Genomic DNA, 17,257 nt, shown 5'->3' on the forward strand with positions numbered 1-17,257 from the left:
CCTTCCGGTGACACCGGGCCCGTACCCCTTCGGGGGTGCGGGCCCGGTGTCGTTTTCCGGTCAGCGGGGCGAGCGGCCCGGTGTGGTTTCCCGTCAGCGGGGCGACGGGCCCGGCGGGGACGGATGGGCCGCCGGGGGCGGGACGGCGCGGGGTGCGGCGGATCCGGGGGTGGCCGGTACCGGTGCGGCCGCTTGCGGCGGGGCCGGGGCGGGCGCGGGCGGTGGCGCCGCCGCGGACGCGGCCGGTCCGGGTGGCGGGGGCGGGGCGTCCCTCTGTGGGGCGGCGGAGGGCGCGGGGCCCGGGGCCGGTGGCGGGCCGGGGTGGCCGCCGGGCGCGGGGGAGGGGCGGACGGGCTTGCCGTCGCCGTCGTCGTCCACCGCGCCTACGCCCTCGCCGTCCCGGGCGGGCGGGGCGTCCCCGTAGGCGTCCGGGCCGTCGGCGGAGGCATCGGGCGCCGGGCTGCCGTGCGGGGCCTCGGCGGCGTCGTCGGGGGGCCGGTGGGTGCTCGGGTCCGTGGCGGGGCGGGCGGGGATGGACGCCCGGGGGTGCGGCGGGGGCGCGGGCTGGTCGTGCCATACGGCGGTGACCAGGGCGAACACCGTGGTGGCGGCGAGCAGACCGGACAGTCCGAGCGCGCCGTAGGTCAGCCGGCGCACGCTCAGATCGCTGCCACCGCGCACCGCCTCGGGGGCGGGCGGCGCCACCGGCTGGGCGGCGGCGAGCGCGGCGAGCCGGTCGTGCAGGATCGCGCCCTGCCGCTCCGGGGACCGGGCGGACAGCTCCAGCTCGGGCAGCCGCTCCGCGACCGTCGACCGCGCGTGGGTCAGCCGCCCGGCCGCCGCCCGGGTGCTGGCCTCCACCTCGGCGGCGGTCGCGCGCAGCCCGAGCCCGACGCCGTCGTGCAGCACCAGCGCCCGCCGGTAGGGGGCGGGCAGCTCCAGCAGGGCGCCCAGCAGTGCCCGGTCGCCGGGGTCGGCGGGCGGCGGCGCGGGCGCGGTGGGCGTCGGCCGCTCCGCCGTCCGGGTGCCGGCGCGCAGCCCGTGCCACGGCGACAGCGCGTACTCGTGGGCGGCGGCCCGCACCCAGCTGACCGGATCGCGGTCCACGGCCACCTCGGGCCACCGCTGCCACGCCAGCCGGAACGCCCGCTCGACCGCCTCCTGCGCGCGCCGGGGCCGCCCGGTGAGCAGATACGCCTGCCGGATCAGCGGCTCGGCATGGCGCGCGTACAGGGCGTCGAACGCGGCGACGGCGGCGGCGCCGGGGTCCTGCACCGGGCCCGGACCCGGGCCGGTGCGGACGCCGGGCCGGGGCGGGGTGATGGTGATGACCGGGAACTCCATGGTGTCCGCCGGGTCGCCGGTGAGGATCGGCAGCTCGGCGGTGTCGTCGAGGTCGGGATCGGGCCCGGGGCGGCGGTCGGCGCCGGGGACCGGTCCGGTGCCGTGCGGCTCGGTGCCGTGCGGCTCGGGGGCGGGCCCCGGATCCCGTTCCGCCGGCCCGGCGCCGGGCGCGGGTGTCGGCGGGGTGGTGTTCCCCCGTGCCGGGGGGTGCCGTGGGTGGCGCTCCGGGTCCGGTCGGTCCGGTTGCTGTTGGTTGCGGTGACTCATGCCGTCCTCTCCACGCGTCCCGGGCGCTCCGGGCGGTACGCGGTACGTGGTGCACAAGGGGGTCGGTCGCCGGGCGAAGTGGCCTCGGGGGCGGGCAAGGGATCGAGGGGACGAAGGATCGGGGGATGGAGAGATTTGGGGATGGAGGGATTGAGGGATCGGGAGGTTGGGAGGTCGTGAGGTCGGGGGAACATCCGGAACACAAGACAGTGTGAAAAACCGAATAAGCGGATCATGTGCGACACGTCGATCATTTGGTCACTACGCGGATGAATCGGGTGTTGTTGGCAGCATGGCGCCGTGAGCCAGCTGACCGACCGTGGCCCCGGAACGTTCCCGCGCGAGCGCCCCGCCGCGCTCGGCCCGTCCGCGCGCGGCCCGTCCGAGACCGGCGCGGCCCTCTTCGGCGGAATGACGGCCGCCGGGCTCGGCCTCGGCGCGGTCACCGTCGCGGTGCTCCTGGTGTGGGTCGCCTCGCCCTACCCCGGCGGCGACCCGTCGGAGGCCCTGCACCTCGCCGCCGACCTGTGGCTCCTGGCGCACGGCGCCGACCTGGTCCGCACCGTCACGCTCTCCGGCGCACCGGCCCCGGTGGCGCTCACCCCGCTGCTGTTCGGCGCGCTGCCCGTCTGGCTGCTCCACCGGGCCGCCCGCCACCTCCTCGACGCCCCGGACGGCGACGGCCGCCACACCGCCGCGCCGGACTCCCCCAACACCTCGACGGCCGCCCGGCTGGCGCCCCTGCTCGCCGGATACCTGCTGGTCACCGCCGGTGTGGTCGCCTACGCCTCGACGGGCCCGCTGCGCGTGGACCCGCTCGGCGCCGCGCTCTGGATCCCCGCCGTCGTCGCCGGCACGCTCGCCCTCAGCGTCTGGTACGAGCACGGGCGGGACGAGGCGCTGCCGCCGGGCGCGCGGATCGCTCCGGGAGGCGCGCGGAGCGCGGCCGTGCGCCGGGCGGCGACCGCCGCCACCCTCGCGCTGCTCGGCTGCGGCGCGGCGCTCACCCTCGTAGGACTGGTCCGGCACGCCGGGGCCGCCCGGCACGACCTCCTCGTCCTCGCCCCCGACTGGGTCGGCCGCGGCACCGTGCTGCTGCTCTGCCTCGCCCTCCTGCCGAACGCGGCCGTCTGGGGCGCCGCATACGCCCTGGGGCCCGGCTTCACCGCGGGCGCGGGCGCCCTCGCGGGCCCGCTGGGCACCTCGGCACCGCCCGCCCTCCCGCGCTTCCCGCTCCTCGCCGCCCTCCCGGAACCCGGCCCCGGCACGCCGCTGACCTGGTCCGTCGCGGCCGGGCCGCTCCTGGCGGGGGTGCTGCTCGGCCGATACGTGGCCCATGCCGCGGCGCGGCCGGACGCCGGAGGGCCCTGGCGGCGCCGGACCACCCTGGGCGTGGCCGCCCTCGCGGCCGGGACCTGCGGCGCCATGACGGCGCTGCTCGCCGCGCTGGCGGGCGGCGCCCTGGGCACCGGGAGCCTGGCGCTGTTCGGCCCGGCCTGGTGGCTCACCGGCCTCGCCGCCACCGCCTGGACCGCCCTGACGGGCCTCCCGTGCGCCCTCCTGCTGCGCGCCTGCCGCCTCCACTCCCAGCGGAAGCGGGACCGGGAGGCGACCGGCGCGGTGCCGGCGCCCTCCGGGGCGTACGCCGGTGACGAGGCGCACGCGCCCGCCGGCGAGCGCCGGTCCCGCCGTACGGACGGCGGTGCGAAGGACGGCCCGGACGAGACCCGGCGGCCCGGACGCAAGGCCCGGCGCGCGGCGCGGAAGGCGGAGAGATCGGAGAAGACGGAGAGATCGGAGAAGTTGGAGGGGGAGAGGGCGAAGGCGGAGCGGGGAGCCGCGGCGGAGGCGCATGAGACCGCGAAGCCGGACCGTGAGGCGACGAAGCCGGACCAGGAGACCGCGAAGCCGGACCGGAAGGCCGTGAAGGCGGAGCGCAAGGCCGCACGGGCGGAGCGGAAGGCGGCGAAGGCGGAGCGCAAGGCCGCGAAGGCCGAGCGGATGGCGGCCGGGGCCGCGGGGGCGGGCGCCGGGCGGCAGGGCCGTGACCAGGAGTCCTGTGACGAGTACGGGCTCGACATCCTCCTGCACCGGTTCGACCCCTGGCACGAGGACGGGAGCAGCCCGGCGCGGTGGGCCGAGCCGCGGGCCCACTCGGACGGGGAGCCGCCGGAGCAGCGGGAAGAGTGCGGTCCGACGGCGCCGGCCGTGCCGGCCGGGAGCCCCGCCGCGGCCGCCCCGGCGCCGGAGAACCGGCGAGCCCCCTGACGCGGCCGCGGATCCGGCGGCACGTCAGGGGGCTCGAAGCGCTCCCGGGCACCCGGGGCGACCGGGGCACCGCCCCGGCGCGGGCGATCAGGTCACCGCCCCGGCTACTCCTCCTGGGAGCCCAGCAGCGGGCGGAACTCCTTCGGGAGCAGCTTTTCGCAGGACTTGGCGGAGGCGCGGGTCAGGGCGTCGTCGACGCAGGTGAAGTAGTCGCGGTAGGCGAGCTTCACGAAGAACGTCGCCGCCACCATCAGCAACGCCAAGGACGCCGCGACCAGACCGCTGACCGCCGCCGTGGTCTGCGGCCGCCGGCCGGCGGACGGCGCGGCCGGGCCGGTTCCGGAGGGGGCGGCGGACGGCGTCGGGCGGCCCTCCATGGCCGCCGTCGTCGCAGCGGCGGACGGCTTCCCGGCGCGCGGCTTGGCGCGCAGCGAGCTGATCCCCCAGTAGAGGGCGAGCGCGCCGAGCAGCAGCGCCACCTCCGGGAGGCTGAAGAGGGCGAAGAAGAACGCCCACATGCCGGCGAGCAGCGCGTAACGGGCGCGCCGCTGCGCCGGGTCGGTCGGGTCCCAGCGCAGTCCGCCGGGGCGCCCCTCGGGGCCGGTCTGTCCGGTGGGGCGCCCGGGGCGGTTGCCGAAGCCGCCGCTCTGCCGGCCCGGCTGCCGGCTGCTCCACTGGCTGCCCCAGGCCGGCGGCCCCTCCTCGCCCTGACCGCCCTCGGGGTGCGAGCCCTGGGAGCCGTCCTGCCCGGCCCGGCGGCGCGGGCGCCACTCCTGGTCCGGAGCGCCCTCGGGCGGCGGCGCGAAGGGATTGCGCTCCTCCTGACCGGAGCCGGAGCCGGAGCCCGTGCCCGATCCCGTACCGGAGCCGTCGTCGGACCCCGAGCCCGTACCGGACCCCGGCTCCGTGCCGTTCCCGGACCTCCCGGGCTCCTCCGACCGCAGCGCGAGGCCGCCGCCGGGGGACCGCAGGGAGAACGGGGCGGAGGAGGCAACGGCGGCGGAGGGGATGCCCTCTCCCGGCAGGCGGGCCGTCCCGGGGGACGTCGCGGGCAGCGGGAGGAGGGGGGCCGCGCGGCGGCGTCGGTCCGGCATCTGGAGTGAGTCTTCCCTTTGTCTCGGCCGCCCTTCCGGCCCGGGGCCGGGGGGACGAGCACCACGAACTACATGCGTTCCTGCGCCTGACGCTACCTCCCGTGCCCGCCCCCGTCCCGTGGGGGCCGCGCGGTGTGCCGGTATCGTTGCTGACGGTCGGCGCCTTCGTAGGGTTCCCCGTATTCACGCGACCCATGGCTTCGTACGACCGCACAAACGCCGGACAAGGTCGTCGGGCGGTGCGGGCACCGGCCCGCAGCACCCACGCCCACCGCACCGCAGCAGCACCCCGCGAGAAAGACCCCCACCGTGGATCCCCTTCTCCCCCCGCGCCGCCCGGACGCCGAGGCGTCCCCGGTCCGGCTCGTCGTTCTCGTCTCCGGCTCCGGCACCAACCTCCAGGCGCTGCTGGACGCCGTCGAGGAGGCGGGGCCCGCCGAGTACGGCGCGCAGATCGTCGCCGTCGGCGCCGACCGCGAGAACATCGCCGGTCTGGAGCGCGCCGAGCGCGCCGGGCTGCCGACCTTCGTCTGCAAGGTCCGCGACCACGCCTCGCGCGCCGAGTGGGACGCCGCGCTCACCGCCGCCACCGCCGCCCACGCACCGGACCTCGTCGTCTCCGCCGGGTTCATGAAGATCCTCGGCCCCGCGTTCCTGGCCCGCTTCGGCGGCCGGGTGGTCAACACCCACCCCGCCCTGCTGCCCAGTTTTCCCGGGGCCCACGGCGTCCGCGACGCGCTCGCGTACGGCGCGAAGGTCACCGGGTGCACCGTCCACTTCGTCGACGAAGGCGTCGACACCGGGCCGATCATCGCGCAGGGCGTGGTGGAGGTCCGGGACGAGGACGACGAAGCCGCGCTGCACGAGCGCATCAAGGAAGTCGAGCGCACTCTGCTCGTCGAGGTCGTGGGGCGTCTGGCCCGTCACGGCTACCGCATTGAGGGACGAAAGGTACGTATCTCTTGACCGCCACCGCCGAAGACAGCAAGCGACCGATCCGCCGGGCGCTGGTCAGCGTCTACGACAAGTCCGGCCTGGAGGAGCTGGCGCAGGGGCTGCACGCGGCCGGTGTCCAGCTGGTGTCGACCGGCTCGACCGCCGGGAGGATCGCCGCCGCCGGTGTGCCGGTCACCAAGGTCGAGGAGCTGACCGGCTTCCCCGAGTGCCTGGACGGCCGGGTCAAGACGCTGCACCCCAAGGTGCACGCGGGCATCCTCGCCGACCTGCGGCTGACCGAGCACCAAAAGCAGCTGGCCGACCTCGGCGTCGAGCCGTTCGACCTGGTGATCGTCAACCTCTACCCGTTCCGGGAGACCGTCGCCTCCGGCGCCACCCCCGACGAGTGCGTCGAGCAGATCGACATCGGCGGCCCCTCGATGGTCCGCGCCGCCGCCAAGAACCACCCGTCGGTCGCCGTCGTCGTCAACCCCGCCCGCTACGGCGAGGTCCTCGAAGCCGCGGCCCAGGGCGGCTTCGACCTCACCGCCCGCAAGCGGCTCGCCGCCGAGGCGTTCCAGCACACCGCCGCCTACGACGTGGCCGTCGCCTCCTGGTTCGCCGCCGACTACGCCGCCGCCGACGACTCCGGCTTCCCCGACTTCCTCGGCTCCGCCCTGGAGCGCAAGAACGTCCTGCGCTACGGCGAGAACCCGCACCAGGGCGCCGCGCTCTACCTCGACCCGGCCACGCCGGGCGGCCTCGCCGACGCCGAGCAACTGCACGGCAAGGAGATGTCGTACAACAACTTCACCGACACGGACGCCGCGCGCCGTGCCGCGTACGACCACGACGAGCCGTGCGTGGCGATCATCAAGCACGCCAACCCCTGCGGCATCGCGATCGGCGCGGACGTCGCCGAGGCGCACCGCAAGGCCCACGAGTGCGACCCGCTCTCCGCGTTCGGCGGCGTCATCGCCGTCAACCGCCCGGTCAGCAAGGCGATGGCCGAGCAGGTCGCGGAGATCTTCACCGAGGTCATCGTGGCGCCCGGCTACGAGGACGGCGCGCTGGAGGCGCTGACCAAGAAGAAGAACATCCGGGTGCTGCGGGTGCTCGGCGCCCCGGGGGCGTCCGTCGAGGTCAAGCCGATCGACGGCGGCGCGCTCCTCCAGGTCACCGACTGCCTCCAGGCCGACGGCGACGACCCGGCCAACTGGACGCTGGCCGCCGGCGAGGCGCTGGCCGAGGACGAACTGGCCGAGCTGGCCTTCGCCTGGCGCGCCGGGCGGGCGGTGAAGTCCAACGCGATCCTGCTCGCCAAGGACGGCGCCACCGTCGGCGTCGGCATGGGCCAGGTCAACCGCGTCGACTCCGCCAAGCTCGCCGTGCAGCGCGCGGGCGAGGAGCGGGCGCGGGGCGCGTACGCCGCCTCCGACGCGTTCTTCCCCTTCCCCGACGGCTTCGAGGTGCTGGCCGAGGCGGGCGTCAAGGCCGTGGCACAGCCCGGCGGTTCGATCCGCGACGAGCAGGTCGTCGAGGCCGCCAGGAAGGCGGGCGTGACGATGTACTTCACGGGGACGCGGCACTTCTTCCACTGAGCCGGGACCCGGACGGGCCGCGCATCCTCCGTGGGATGCGCGGCCCGCGTGCGCTCAGCCCTGGACGGAGCTGGCCTTGTTGTCGAACGAGCCGAGGGTCGCGGCGTACCCGGGGGCGCTGAGGTTGATCTGCGTTCCCTTCCCGCCGCGGTACTGGGCCAGCCAGGCCCGGTCGCCCTTCTTCTGGTTGTTGCGCCAGGACGAGGTGCGGTTGTCGAAGCCGTAGTTGTCCAAGTCGTCCCAGTAGTCGTCGTTGAAGATCATCCGGCGGCCGCCGCCGTGCGAGTACTGGTACAGGCACACCCAGCCGTTGGCGCACGCCGGGATGGACGCGGCACCGGCCCGGGCGTTCTGCCGCAGCGGGTCGGTGGACGCCCGGTAGCCGGTGGCCTTGTCGGCGGCGGCCGTGGTGGCGTAGCAGCGGATGTCGTCCGCCGCGAACACCGCGCAGGCCTCGGCGCCCTGCCAGCCCTTGGCCAGATCGATGGTGCGGCCCTGGTACGCGGCGAGCGCGCCGTGGGCGGAGCCGCTCTCGGCCTGCGCGGTTTGGGCGAGGCCGGTGAGCGCGATGCCGCCGGCGAGCGCGGCGGCGGCGACGGTCCTGCGGATCGATCGCATGGGTTCTTCCCCTCTCCGTGCCACCCCCGTGATGGCACCCTCACACCATCCCGGGGCCGCCCGCCGCCGGGAACCTCGGACCTGCGAGGGTGCTCAAGTCGCCGCCGGCGTGTACTCCTTGAGGTGCCGCGCGACCTCGTCCGCGTACGGCTTCTCCTTGGGGAGGACACCGCCCGCCTCGTTCACCTTCTGGACCGACGTCCGGTACGCCGCCGCCATCGCCGGCCGCCGATCCCCTTTGACGTCCGCCGACAGAGACCGCGAGATGTCGCACAGATACCGCCCCACCGCCGGGATGGACACCTCCGGCGGGAACGGCGGCTTCATCGCGCGCTCGCCGCCTCGGGGACGCCGGTCGGGCGGCAGCCAGTAGTAGAGGACGGACGGGGTCCAGCGGGCGATGCCGTACTCGTTGGCCGCGGGGTCGGAGAGGTTCGGGTCGAAACCGGACTCCGTCCTCAGCAGGGCGGCGATCAGGGGGCTGCTGACCTCGGAGCTGTCGCAGGAGTGCGCCGCGTCGACGATCAGCTTGCGGTAGGCGACCGGGATGCCGCGGTCGGTGCGGAGTTCGGCCGCGCCGTACGCCGCCGGGTCCGGCGGGGCGTCGCGCAAGGTGTAGAGCCCGCCGCCGAGTGCCGCGAGGGCGATGGCCGCGGCCACCCAGACGCGCGGGCGGACGCGGCGCGGGCGCAGCCGGGGCAGGCGCGGCGAGGGGCCGGTGCCCGCGGCCGCCTCGACGCGGCGCAGCAGCGTGGCGGCGTCGTGCGCGGCGCGGGCGGCGTGGTCGCGGGCCAGGCAGTCGGTGACGATCTCCCGCCAGCCGTCCGGCAGCTGCGGCGAGAGGCGTAGCTCCTCGGTGCCGCGGGCGTACCGCAGCAGGGCGTCGCGGCGGGCGGCCGGGGAGCCGCCGGGCAGCGGCGGGACGCCGGTCAGCAGCAGATGGGCGAGGACGCCGAAGGCCCAGATGTCGGCGGTCGGGCGGATCTGCCGGCCGTGCGCGGAGACCTCCGACCACAGCAGCTCGGGCGGGGTGTAGTCGGGCGTGGCGAACGCCGGGGCGTAGGCGTGGGTGCCGTCCATCTCGGCGGCGAGATTGAAGTCGCCCAGCCGTACGCAGACGGCGTCCGGCCCGCCGCCGTCGGTGTCCGGCGGCATCAGCAGGACGTTGGCGGGCTTGAGGTCGCCGTGCACCCAGCCCGCGTGGTGGAGCTGGGACAGCCCCTCGCAGACCTGCGCGAGCAGCGCGGGCGCCGCGGGCACCGGCCCGGGGGCCGAGCGCCGCAGCAGATCCTCGACGGACCCCTCGGCGCGCTCCAGGACGAGCACGGTCGCGCCGTCCAGCGCCGGGCGCCGCGGATCGTCGACGGTCAGCGTCTCGAACATCCTGATCAGGCGCGGCCGTTGCAGCCTGCGGTGGACGTCCAGCTCACGGCGGGCCAGGTCCTGGAGGTGGCGCAGCTGGCGCGGGGTGCGGGTGCCGGTGGGCAGGAACTTCAGCGCCGCGGTGTCCGGCAGGCCGTCGCCGGGGCCGGTGCGGCGGGCGGCGTAGACGCTGCCGAACGCGCCGGAGGCGAGCGGTTCGCGGACCGTCCAGCGGCCGATGCGGTAGCCCACCGGGACCGTGACGGTGTGCCCGGCGCGCTCCGTCATGCCGCGGTCCGCCCGTCCAGGACCGCCAGATCGTCCTCGTCGACGAGGTTGAAGCGCAGCGCGAGCGAGACCAGGCTCTCCTTCTTGCCGTTGAGCCGCGGCCCGCCGCCGGCCGCCTCCGGCGGTTGTTTGAGGCGGAGTTTGACGGCGAGATAGTCGACGTTCCACTGGACGGCGGCGCGGCCCGCGGCCGGCCACACCGGGCGCAGCCGCGCGGTGATCTGCTCGACGGTCGGCAGCGGCGCGTGCGGGGCGCCGCGCAGCCGCGGCTCGCAGAGCGCGGCGAGGACCTGGAAGTACCGCTTGGTGCGGTCCAGCGGGAAGGCCGGGGCGGTGAGTTCGGCGGCCGGTTCGCCGTCGGATCCGTCCGGCGCCGCCGGGTCCGCGTAGTCGTGGCGCGGCGCCCAGACCTCGAAGCTCAGCAGATCACCGGCGGCGGGCAGCACCACGCGGGAGAACTCGAACGGCACCGGCGCATCGAGCCGGCCCGGCGCGATCTTGATGTGCTCCCCGGCGCCCTCCGGGTTCTCCACGACGTACGTCTGGCGCGCGCTGAGGTTGCCGATCGTCCAGTACGTGCCGGTGGCGGTGATCCGGCCGGCCGTACGGGAGACGCCGCCGTGGGCGAGCGGGAGATGGCGGGCCGGGTCGGGGCCGGTGGTGCGGCGGCCGAAGGTCAGGGATTCGCCGGGTGCGAGACGGAGCTGCGAGGCCGGTCCGGTGCTGTGCGCGGGCACGACGATGATGCTGTGCACGGTCATTCCTTCCCCCGAGAACGCCAGGGGCAGGGTAGCGGCGGAGGGAGATCGCCCTCTCCCCGTCGCGCAAAAGTGTGACGAACGGTCAGGGTGGGGCGGCCGGACGGGATGTCCGGGTCGTCCACGTCCGCCCATTCGGTCGAGGTTCCCGCCGACCGGCCCGAGGATGCCGCGCCCCGGCGCCACGAGCCCCTACCCTGCCGACGTGACGCACACCGCATCGTCTCCGACCAGGCCGCCGACGCCGGAAGAGGTCGGCGCCAGCTACGACGAGCTGGGCCCGCTGTTCCCCCTGATCTTCGGCCGTACCGCCCTGCACATCGGGCAGTGGAGCGAGCCCGGCGCGCCGGCGCCCGTCCGCGATCTGCCGGAGCTGTCGGACCGGGCCATGGACCGCCAGACCGACTGGTACACCCGGCTCCTCGCGCCGGACGCGGACACCCATGTCCTCGACATCGGCTGCGGCACCGGGGGCCCGGCCCTGCGCATCGCCCGGCGCACCGGGGCGCGCGTCACCGGCATCACCATCAGCCGTACGCAGGCCGCCGAGTGCGCCGACCGGGCGCGGGAGGCCGCACTCACCGACCGGGTCACGTTCGACCACGGTGACGCGATGAACCTGCCGTACAGGGACGGAAGTTTCGGGGCGGCGCTGGCCGTGGACTCGCTGTGCCATATGCACGACCGGCCCCGCGCGCTGGCCGAGGCCCGCCGCGTCCTGCGGCCGGGCGGCCGGCTGCTGCTGACGGAGTTCACCCTGCGGGGCAGGCCCAGCCGTGAGCAGCTGGCGGCGCACCACGGGATGTGGATCAGCGCGCCGCTGGTGACGGTGGCCGAGGTGCTGGCGATGGCCGAGGGCGCCGGATGGGAGATGGAGCAGGTCATCGACGACAACGCCAACATGGCCATGACCGGTGAGGTGATGGCCCTTCTCTACCGCGATCGGCACGACGAGGTGCTGGACCGCCTCGGCGCCGAGGCGACGGCGCGGCTGGACGCGTCGATGCCGCTGCTGCGCAGCTTCAACCGCGACCACCTCGGGCACGCGGTGTTCCTCCTCCGCAGGCCCTGACGAGTGCGCCCCCGGACAGCCCGCAGGCCCCCTCCCGTACCGGTGGGAGGGGGCCTGCGGGGAGCGGCGGCGCGTCAGTAGCGCGGGCGGTTGAACCAGGCCTTGGCGTCCTCCTTCGAGCTGAAGGCGATGATCATGACGCCCAGCACGGAGTGGATCAGGCCGAAGGGGAAGACGAAGAAGCTGACGACCAGCGTCGCCGCGCCGAAGACGGCGGCGCCGACCCGGACGCCGTTGCCACCGCTCGCGAACTGCAGCGCCAGCACGACGGCCAGCACGGTGAAGATCGCGATGAACACGATCAGGACGATCAGCAGGCCCTTGCCGACGTTGGCCGCGGCGTGGTTGTCGTCCGTGATGGCGTCCTTCGCCGCCTTGCTCACCGCGCCGAGCCCGGTCACCGCCAGGCACAGCCCGATGAGGTTCAGCCCGGCGAGCACGAACAGCAGCACCCGGGCGGCCTTCAGCCCGCCGGGCATGCCGGTGAGCTGCGGCCCGGGCACCCCGCCCGGCGGCATCCCCGGCGGCATCCCGCCGCCCGGGTAGGGCCCGTAGGGGGCGGGCGGCTGAGGGGGGCCGTAGCCGGGCTGGGGGACGGGCGGCTGGCTGTAGGGGTTCTGGTTCGGGTAACTCACGGGCGCTGTCCTTCAGGCGGGAGGGCCGGATGGTCCGGGGCGCGGTGGCCGGGTCCCAAGGCGCCGCGAAGGCCCCGGCCGCGGGGCGGCGAGGGCCTTCGGGGCGACGCGGGGGAGCGGCCCCGCACCGGCTCACTGGGTCTTGACGACGACCGAGCTGACGATCTTGTCGGCGAAGGTCTGGGACTTCTCGTCCCACAGCGGCCACCAGTAGCCCAGACCGCACAGCGGACCGTCCACGGCGTGGCAGATCTTCCGGAGCAGGGCCATGCCGAAGCCCAGCGGCTGGCCGGTGGCCTCGCTGACGACCCGGATGTTCAGCGCCTTCTTGCCGGGCGTCTGACCGGTGCTGCCTTCCTTGACGATCAGGAAGATGCCACCGGCCAGCGAGATCAGGCCCGCGAGGGCGAACAGGATCAGGGCGAACACCGGGGCGCCGGAGGACGTGGAGTTGAGGGCGTCGTTGACGCACTGGCTGTCGCCCGGCGCACAGCTGTTGATGTCCGACTGGGTCGAGCTGGCCGACGAGGCGGCGACGATGATCCCGATGATGTAGAGGATCATCGGCAGGACGCCGATGATCAGGCCGTCGATCAGGGTCGCGCCGACGCGGGCGCCCCAGCTCGCGTAGCCCGTGGGCATGCCGGGCATCCCGCCCTGCTGGGGGTAGCCGCCCTGCTGCGGGTAGCCGTAGCCCGGCTGCGGCGCCGCCTGCTGCTGGGGGTAGCCGTAGGGCTGCTGGGGAGCGGCGGGCTGCTGCTGGGGGTAGCCGTAACCGGGCTGGCCGCCCTGCGGCGGGACCGGCGGCTGCTGGCCGTACGGCGCCTGCGGCGGCTGCTGCGGCTGCTGGCCGTACGGGTTGTTGGGGTCGCCGAAGCTCATGTGGTGTTTTCCTCCGTTGGGTCAGTGGGGGACGACGCGGTGCGACCTCGGAGGAATACAGGTTGTTTCACTTGGCTTGCCCCCGATGGTGCCTGCGGCACTGGCCGACAATCCTTCTAGCTGTCGATGAACGTTGTCCAGTCGCGGCGGGAAGGTGTTGTGCAAGTGCAATGATCAAATTCCGTTTTTCGGGCATCGACCGGCCCTGACCGGCAGCGGCGGGCCCTGATTGGAACGCGACCGCCTCCATCCGGGAGGATGGGGGTATGAGCGCCCAGATTCTCGATGGCAAGGCCACCGCCGCCGCGATCAAGTCCGAACTGACCGAGCGGGTGGAAGCGCTGAAGGCCAAGGGCGTGCAGCCCGGTCTCGGCACCGTCCTGGTCGGCGACGACCCCGGCAGCCGCTGGTACGTCAACGGCAAGCACCGCGACTGCGCGCAGGTCGGCATCGCCTCCCTCCAGCGTGAGCTGCCCGCGAGCGCCACCCAGGAGGAGATCGAGGCGGTCGTCCGGGAGCTGAACGACAACCCCGAGTGCACCGGCTACATCGTCCAACTGCCGCTCCCCAAGGGCATCGACACCAACCGCGTCCTTGAGCTGATGGACCCGGCCAAGGACGCCGACGGCCTGCACCCGATGAGCCTGGGCAAGCTCGTCCTCGGCGAGACCGGCCCGCTGCCCTGCACCCCGTACGGCATCGTGGAGCTGCTGCGCCGCCACGGCGTGCAGATCAACGGCGCGCACGTCGTCGTGGTCGGCCGCGGTATCACCATCGGGCGCCCGATGCCGCTGGTGCTCACCCGCAAGTCGGAGAACGCCACGGTCACGCAGTGCCACACCGGCACCCGCGACCTGTCCGCGCACCTCAAGCAGGCGGACATCATCGTCGCCGCCGCCGGCGTGCCGCACCTCGTCAAGCCCGAGGACGTCAAGCCGGGCGCGGCCGTCCTCGACGTCGGCGTCAGCCGGGACGAGAACGGCAAGATCGTCGGCGATGTGCACCCCGGCGTCGCCGAGGTGGCCGGCTGGGTCGCCCCGAACCCGGGCGGCGTCGGCCCGATGACCCGCGCCCAGCTGCTGGTCAACGTCGTCGAGGCGGCCGAGCGCCTGGCCGGCTGACCGGCCACCCACGACCGAGGACGACGGACGGCACGACGATGAACACGGAAGGACGGGCGGCCATGGGCGATGCAGCGCATCCGGACGGCGCGTCCGGGATCCGGCGCCTGACGCGCCGCTTCCCGCAGCTGACGAGGGACACCGCACGCCCGCAGGGCGGCGGCCGGGCGGCACCGGGCGACGCCCCGGCACCGGCCCGCCAGTGGCCGCTGCTCGCGGTCATGGGCGGCGTCGGCCTCGGGCTGCTGCTCGTCGCGGTGGACGTCTTCCGGCTCGGCGCGATCGTGATCGGCCTGGCCCTGCTGGGCGGCGCCGCGCTCCGCTGGTCGCTGCCCTCGGTCGGCATGCTGGCGGTCCGCTCCCGCTTCACGGACATCCTGACGTACGGCGTCCTGGGCTTCGTGATCGTGATCCTGGCCCTGATGGTGCAGCCCAAGCCGTGGCTGCACCTGCCGTTCCTCGACGATCTGGTGCATCTCACGGTGCGGTAGGCGCCGCAGCCGAGCCGCTGCCGACAGGCCGCCTTTCCCTTGGGGGAGGCGGCCTGTCGTTGTGCGTGCGGCCCGCATCGGGCCCGGGGCGCCGTCCATCAGTCCGTACGTAACGGGCGGTGGCCGGGGGCCGGGCCGGTGCCTCCGGGCGGTGACCCGGTCCGCCTGCTGGGGCGCCGGGGGCGGGCGTGCCTCGGGGCGGGCGTGGGGCCGGGGAGGGAGCGCGGAGCGCGGGCGCGTGGGGCCCCGAACGCGCCGGGAAGGCCTCACCGCCCCCGTTTCCGCCGCTCACCCGGAGCGGAAATCTTGCTATTTGTAGGGAGATGGAGGCGCCTCCTTGCCGGGAGACACCGCATGCCTGTGGGGTGAACATGGCGCGTTGGCAGGAACTGCCCGTCCCTCCGGACCAGCGGGTGCGACAACTCGCGGCACGGATACGGATGCTGAAGGACCACAGCGGGGTGAGCCTCTCCACCCTCGCGGCGCGGACCCCGTACAGCCGCGCGTCCTGGGAGAGCTACCTCAACGCCGAGAAGCTGCCGCCGCGCGACGCCGTCGAGGAGCTGGCGCGGCTGTGCGGGGCGGATCCCGTGGGGCTGTTGATGCTGTGGCGGTCGGCCGCCGAGGCGTGGGAGGAGCGGCGCGCGCGGCCGGTCGCCCGCTACGGGACGCCGGGCCACCCCGGGGTGCCCGCCCAACTGCCCCGCCCCGGGGCGCCGCAGCCGGCCGACGGCGGCGAGGACGGCGGCGACGGCGGCGTCCGGCCCAAGGTGGTCGGGGTGCTGGGCGGCGTGGTGCTGGCCACGTTCGTCGCCGGACTGCTGGCCGGCCGCCCCTGGCTGGGCCCGGAGCCGGCCGATGTGGCGCAGGGCGTGTTCACCGTCCGCCGCGGGCAGGAGCGCGGCTGCGCGGTGACCCGCAGCGGCGGCTTCCTGCACGCCGGGCACAGCCGTACCGAGGTCCGGCTGCTGGACGTCGGCAGCACCGGCTGGGAGGTCGTCGAGGCGCAGTGCCTGCTGCGCCACCGCGGCTACGAACCGGGCGCCGCCGACGGCGTCTACGGCCCCCGGACCAAGCGGGCGGCCCGCGCGTTCCAGCGGGCGTCGGGACTGGCTCCGGACGGCGTCGTCGGGCCGGACACCTGGGGGGCGCTGCGCCGGTGAGCGGCGGCCCGCGCGCCGCGCCGGACCGCGGCCACCGGGAGCGCCGGGGCGGGGCGGCGCCCGAGGACGGCGCATCGGCGGGGGCGCCTGCGGTGCGCCGCCGGACGGTGCGCCTGGAGGGGTCCGGCGCCGCGTCCGGTGCGGCGCCGGGCCCTTCGGCAAGGGCCGGTCCCGGTCTCGCCCTGCCGCGGGAGCGCGGCCGGGCCCGCGGGGATCCGCCGGCCGGGGCCGGATCCCGTAAGGGGGCCGAAGTGGCCTGCCGGGCGGCCGGGTTGCGGAGGGGCGCGGCCCATGGGGAGCCCGTGGGGGAGCGGCGCGCGGGGCGGCCGTGAGCGCCGGGGGCGTGCGTGGGGAACGGACGGGCCTGGTTCGATGGGGCGGGGGATCTGAGGGTTGGCCGGTGCCGGTGGGCGGCCCGGGGACGGACGGCGACCGCAGGCGTGACGCACGCCTGCGGGGAGAGGGGACGGCATGCCGCGCTGGCGGGCGCTTCCGGAGGAACTGGAGCCGGAGATCAGGGAGTTCGTCCGGCAGTTGCGCGGTGTGGTGGACCGCGGCGGGCTGAGCGTGTCCGACGTCGCGGAGCGGACCGGTACGCCGCGCGCCGACTGGGTGCGCTACCTCGACGGGCGGCAGCCCCCGCCGCGCGCCGCGCTCGCCGCCCTCGCCCGGGCCGCCGGGGTGCCCGCCGCGCACCTGGCCGCCATGGGGGAGGACGCCGCCGCGGCCTGGCGGCGCCGGGCGGAGCGCGGCGACGGCCCGCCCGGGGCACCCGGCGACGGCGCGCGGGCCGGCCGCCGGCGCCGGGCCGCCTTGGCGGCGGGCGCGGGCGGCGCGCTGCTGCTGGTGGCCGCCGCGGCGCTGCTGGTCCGGCCCGGCAGCAGCGATGCGGCGCCCCGGACACCTGCGTCCGCGCAGCCGGCGGAGCGGAGCCCCCTTCCGCCGCCGGGCGTCCGGTGCACGGCCGACGGCTGCATGGGGCACGATCCGGAGACGTCCGGCTGCGCGGCGAAGGCGGTCACCACCGCCCGGGGCACGGCGGGCGATGTGCTGATCGAGGTCCGCTACAGCGCGGACTGCGAGGCCGCCTGGGCCCGGATGGTGGGCGCCGACCCCGGCAGCCAGGTCAGCGTCAGCGCCCACGGCCACAGCGCCCGCGCCACCGCGGGCCGCAGCGGCGCCGCCACCACCCCGATGGTCACGGTCCCGGGTGCCCCCGGCACGGCCACCGCCTGCGGCACCACCGCCCGGGGCGCCCAGGGGTGCGCCCAGCCCCTTGCCACGCCGGTACCGGTGGCGCCGCCCGGATCCGGGGCGTAGGGGCGCGGGGCCTCGCTCCCGGGGGCTCACGGCGGAA

The 17,257-nt window shown here is 75.9% G+C and carries 15 protein-coding genes; 8 read left to right on the plus strand and 7 right to left on the minus strand.

Translation table 11 applies throughout. The features are described from left to right. Nucleotides 1-93: 93 nt before the first annotated feature. Complete coding sequence (locus ABT345_RS18905) at nt 94-1,611, minus strand: RNA polymerase sigma factor (protein WP_345079641.1); 1,518 nt, start codon at nt 1,609-1,611, stop codon at nt 94-96. A gap of 300 nt (nt 1,612-1,911) precedes the next feature. Between ABT345_RS18905 and ABT345_RS18910 the strand changes: the two genes are divergently transcribed. Then, on the plus strand, nt 1,912-3,879 hold the full coding sequence (locus tag ABT345_RS18910; RefSeq protein WP_345079644.1) for a cell division protein PerM: 1,968 nt from the start codon (nt 1,912-1,914) through the stop codon (nt 3,877-3,879). 104 nt (nt 3,880-3,983) lie between these two features. Here ABT345_RS18910 and ABT345_RS18915 read toward each other — a convergent pair whose 3' ends face one another. After that, nucleotides 3,984-4,973 carry a hypothetical protein gene (locus tag ABT345_RS18915; RefSeq protein ID WP_345079647.1) on the minus strand — a complete coding sequence of 330 codons (990 nt, stop codon included), beginning with the start codon at nt 4,971-4,973 and terminating at the stop codon, nt 3,984-3,986. Between the two features lie 309 nt (nt 4,974-5,282). Here ABT345_RS18915 and purN point away from each other — a divergent pair, with 309 nt between their 5' ends. Further along, nucleotides 5,283-5,939, plus strand: a complete 657-nt coding sequence (gene purN, locus ABT345_RS18920) for a phosphoribosylglycinamide formyltransferase (protein ID WP_345079650.1) — start codon at nt 5,283-5,285, stop codon at nt 5,937-5,939. Further along, nucleotides 5,936-7,510 carry a bifunctional phosphoribosylaminoimidazolecarboxamide formyltransferase/IMP cyclohydrolase gene (purH, locus tag ABT345_RS18925; RefSeq protein ID WP_345079653.1) on the plus strand — a complete coding sequence of 525 codons (1,575 nt, stop codon included), beginning with the start codon at nt 5,936-5,938 and terminating at the stop codon, nt 7,508-7,510. Before purN ends, purH begins: the two co-directional genes overlap by 4 nt. A gap of 54 nt (nt 7,511-7,564) precedes the next feature. On the opposite strand, the gene ABT345_RS18930 is transcribed toward purH, so the two are convergent. The 3 genes from ABT345_RS18930 to ABT345_RS18940 all read right to left on the minus strand — a co-directional run bounded on the left by ABT345_RS18930 (nt 7,565) and on the right by ABT345_RS18940 (nt 10,533). Then, entirely contained in the window at nt 7,565-8,128 is a 564-nt protein-coding gene (locus ABT345_RS18930; RefSeq protein WP_345079656.1) for a peptidase inhibitor family I36 protein, read from the minus strand. Between the two features lie 93 nt (nt 8,129-8,221). Further along, on the minus strand, nt 8,222-9,778 hold the full coding sequence (locus ABT345_RS18935; RefSeq protein ID WP_345079659.1) for a serine/threonine-protein kinase: 1,557 nt from the start codon (nt 9,776-9,778) through the stop codon (nt 8,222-8,224). Then, nucleotides 9,775-10,533, minus strand: coding sequence for an FHA domain-containing protein (locus tag ABT345_RS18940; protein WP_345079662.1), 759 nt, complete (start codon nt 10,531-10,533; stop codon nt 9,775-9,777). The genes ABT345_RS18935 and ABT345_RS18940 overlap by 4 nt, the downstream gene beginning before the upstream one ends. Before the next feature lie 208 nt (nt 10,534-10,741). Here ABT345_RS18940 and ABT345_RS18945 point away from each other — a divergent pair, with 208 nt between their 5' ends. After that, the gene (locus tag ABT345_RS18945; RefSeq protein WP_345079665.1) at nt 10,742-11,608 is read left to right on the plus strand and encodes an SAM-dependent methyltransferase; all 867 of its coding nucleotides are present in this window, start codon (nt 10,742-10,744) and stop codon (nt 11,606-11,608) included. Between the two features lie 74 nt (nt 11,609-11,682). Here the strand turns inward: ABT345_RS18945 and ABT345_RS18950 are convergent, their stop codons facing one another. Next, a complete protein-coding gene (locus ABT345_RS18950; protein ID WP_345079668.1) occupies nt 11,683-12,243 on the minus strand; it encodes a hypothetical protein in 561 nt (186 codons plus the stop codon). A 132-nt stretch (nt 12,244-12,375) separates the two neighbouring features. Continuing rightward, nucleotides 12,376-13,125 carry an RDD family protein gene (locus ABT345_RS18955; protein ID WP_345079672.1) on the minus strand — a complete coding sequence of 250 codons (750 nt, stop codon included), beginning with the start codon at nt 13,123-13,125 and terminating at the stop codon, nt 12,376-12,378. A 266-nt stretch (nt 13,126-13,391) separates the two neighbouring features. Between ABT345_RS18955 and ABT345_RS18960 the strand changes: the two genes are divergently transcribed. The 4 genes from ABT345_RS18960 to ABT345_RS18975 all read left to right on the plus strand — a co-directional run bounded on the left by ABT345_RS18960 (nt 13,392) and on the right by ABT345_RS18975 (nt 17,220). Then, nucleotides 13,392-14,246, plus strand: coding sequence for a bifunctional methylenetetrahydrofolate dehydrogenase/methenyltetrahydrofolate cyclohydrolase (locus ABT345_RS18960; RefSeq protein ID WP_345079675.1), 855 nt, complete (start codon nt 13,392-13,394; stop codon nt 14,244-14,246). Nucleotides 14,247-14,308: 62 nt separating this feature from the next. Next, on the plus strand, nt 14,309-14,737 hold the full coding sequence (locus ABT345_RS18965) for a DUF3017 domain-containing protein (protein ID WP_345079678.1): 429 nt from the start codon (nt 14,309-14,311) through the stop codon (nt 14,735-14,737). Nucleotides 14,738-15,108: 371 nt separating this feature from the next. After that, entirely contained in the window at nt 15,109-15,900 is a 792-nt protein-coding gene (locus ABT345_RS18970) for a peptidoglycan-binding protein (protein WP_345079680.1), read from the plus strand. 471 nt (nt 15,901-16,371) lie between these two features. After that, complete coding sequence (locus ABT345_RS18975) at nt 16,372-17,220, plus strand: DUF2690 domain-containing protein (protein ID WP_345079683.1); 849 nt, start codon at nt 16,372-16,374, stop codon at nt 17,218-17,220. Nucleotides 17,221-17,257 lie beyond the last annotated feature (37 nt).

Origin of the sequence: Streptomyces sp. NPDC000404, from assembly GCF_040300365.1 — a bacterium.
Taxonomy (GTDB): Bacteria; Actinomycetota; Actinomycetes; order Streptomycetales; family Streptomycetaceae; genus Streptomyces; species Streptomyces ramulosus.

Excerpts from the sequence above, each read along its gene's own strand:
- ABT345_RS18975 (WP_345079683.1), top strand. The coding sequence starts at position 16,372 with ATGCCGCGCTGGCGGGCGCTTCCGGAGGAACTGGAGCCGGAGATCAGG.
- ABT345_RS18955 (WP_345079672.1), bottom strand. The coding sequence starts at position 13,125 with ATGAGCTTCGGCGACCCCAACAACCCGTACGGCCAGCAGCCGCAGCAG.
- ABT345_RS18970 (WP_345079680.1), top strand. The coding sequence starts at position 15,109 with ATGGCGCGTTGGCAGGAACTGCCCGTCCCTCCGGACCAGCGGGTGCGA.
- ABT345_RS18965 (WP_345079678.1), top strand. The coding sequence starts at position 14,309 with ATGGGCGATGCAGCGCATCCGGACGGCGCGTCCGGGATCCGGCGCCTG.
- ABT345_RS18930 (WP_345079656.1), bottom strand. The coding sequence starts at position 8,128 with ATGCGATCGATCCGCAGGACCGTCGCCGCCGCCGCGCTCGCCGGCGGC.
- ABT345_RS18960 (WP_345079675.1), top strand. The coding sequence starts at position 13,392 with ATGAGCGCCCAGATTCTCGATGGCAAGGCCACCGCCGCCGCGATCAAG.
- ABT345_RS18935 (WP_345079659.1), bottom strand. The coding sequence starts at position 9,778 with ATGACGGAGCGCGCCGGGCACACCGTCACGGTCCCGGTGGGCTACCGC.
- ABT345_RS18915 (WP_345079647.1), bottom strand. The coding sequence starts at position 4,973 with ATGCCGGACCGACGCCGCCGCGCGGCCCCCCTCCTCCCGCTGCCCGCG.
- ABT345_RS18905 (WP_345079641.1), bottom strand. The coding sequence starts at position 1,611 with ATGAGTCACCGCAACCAACAGCAACCGGACCGACCGGACCCGGAGCGC.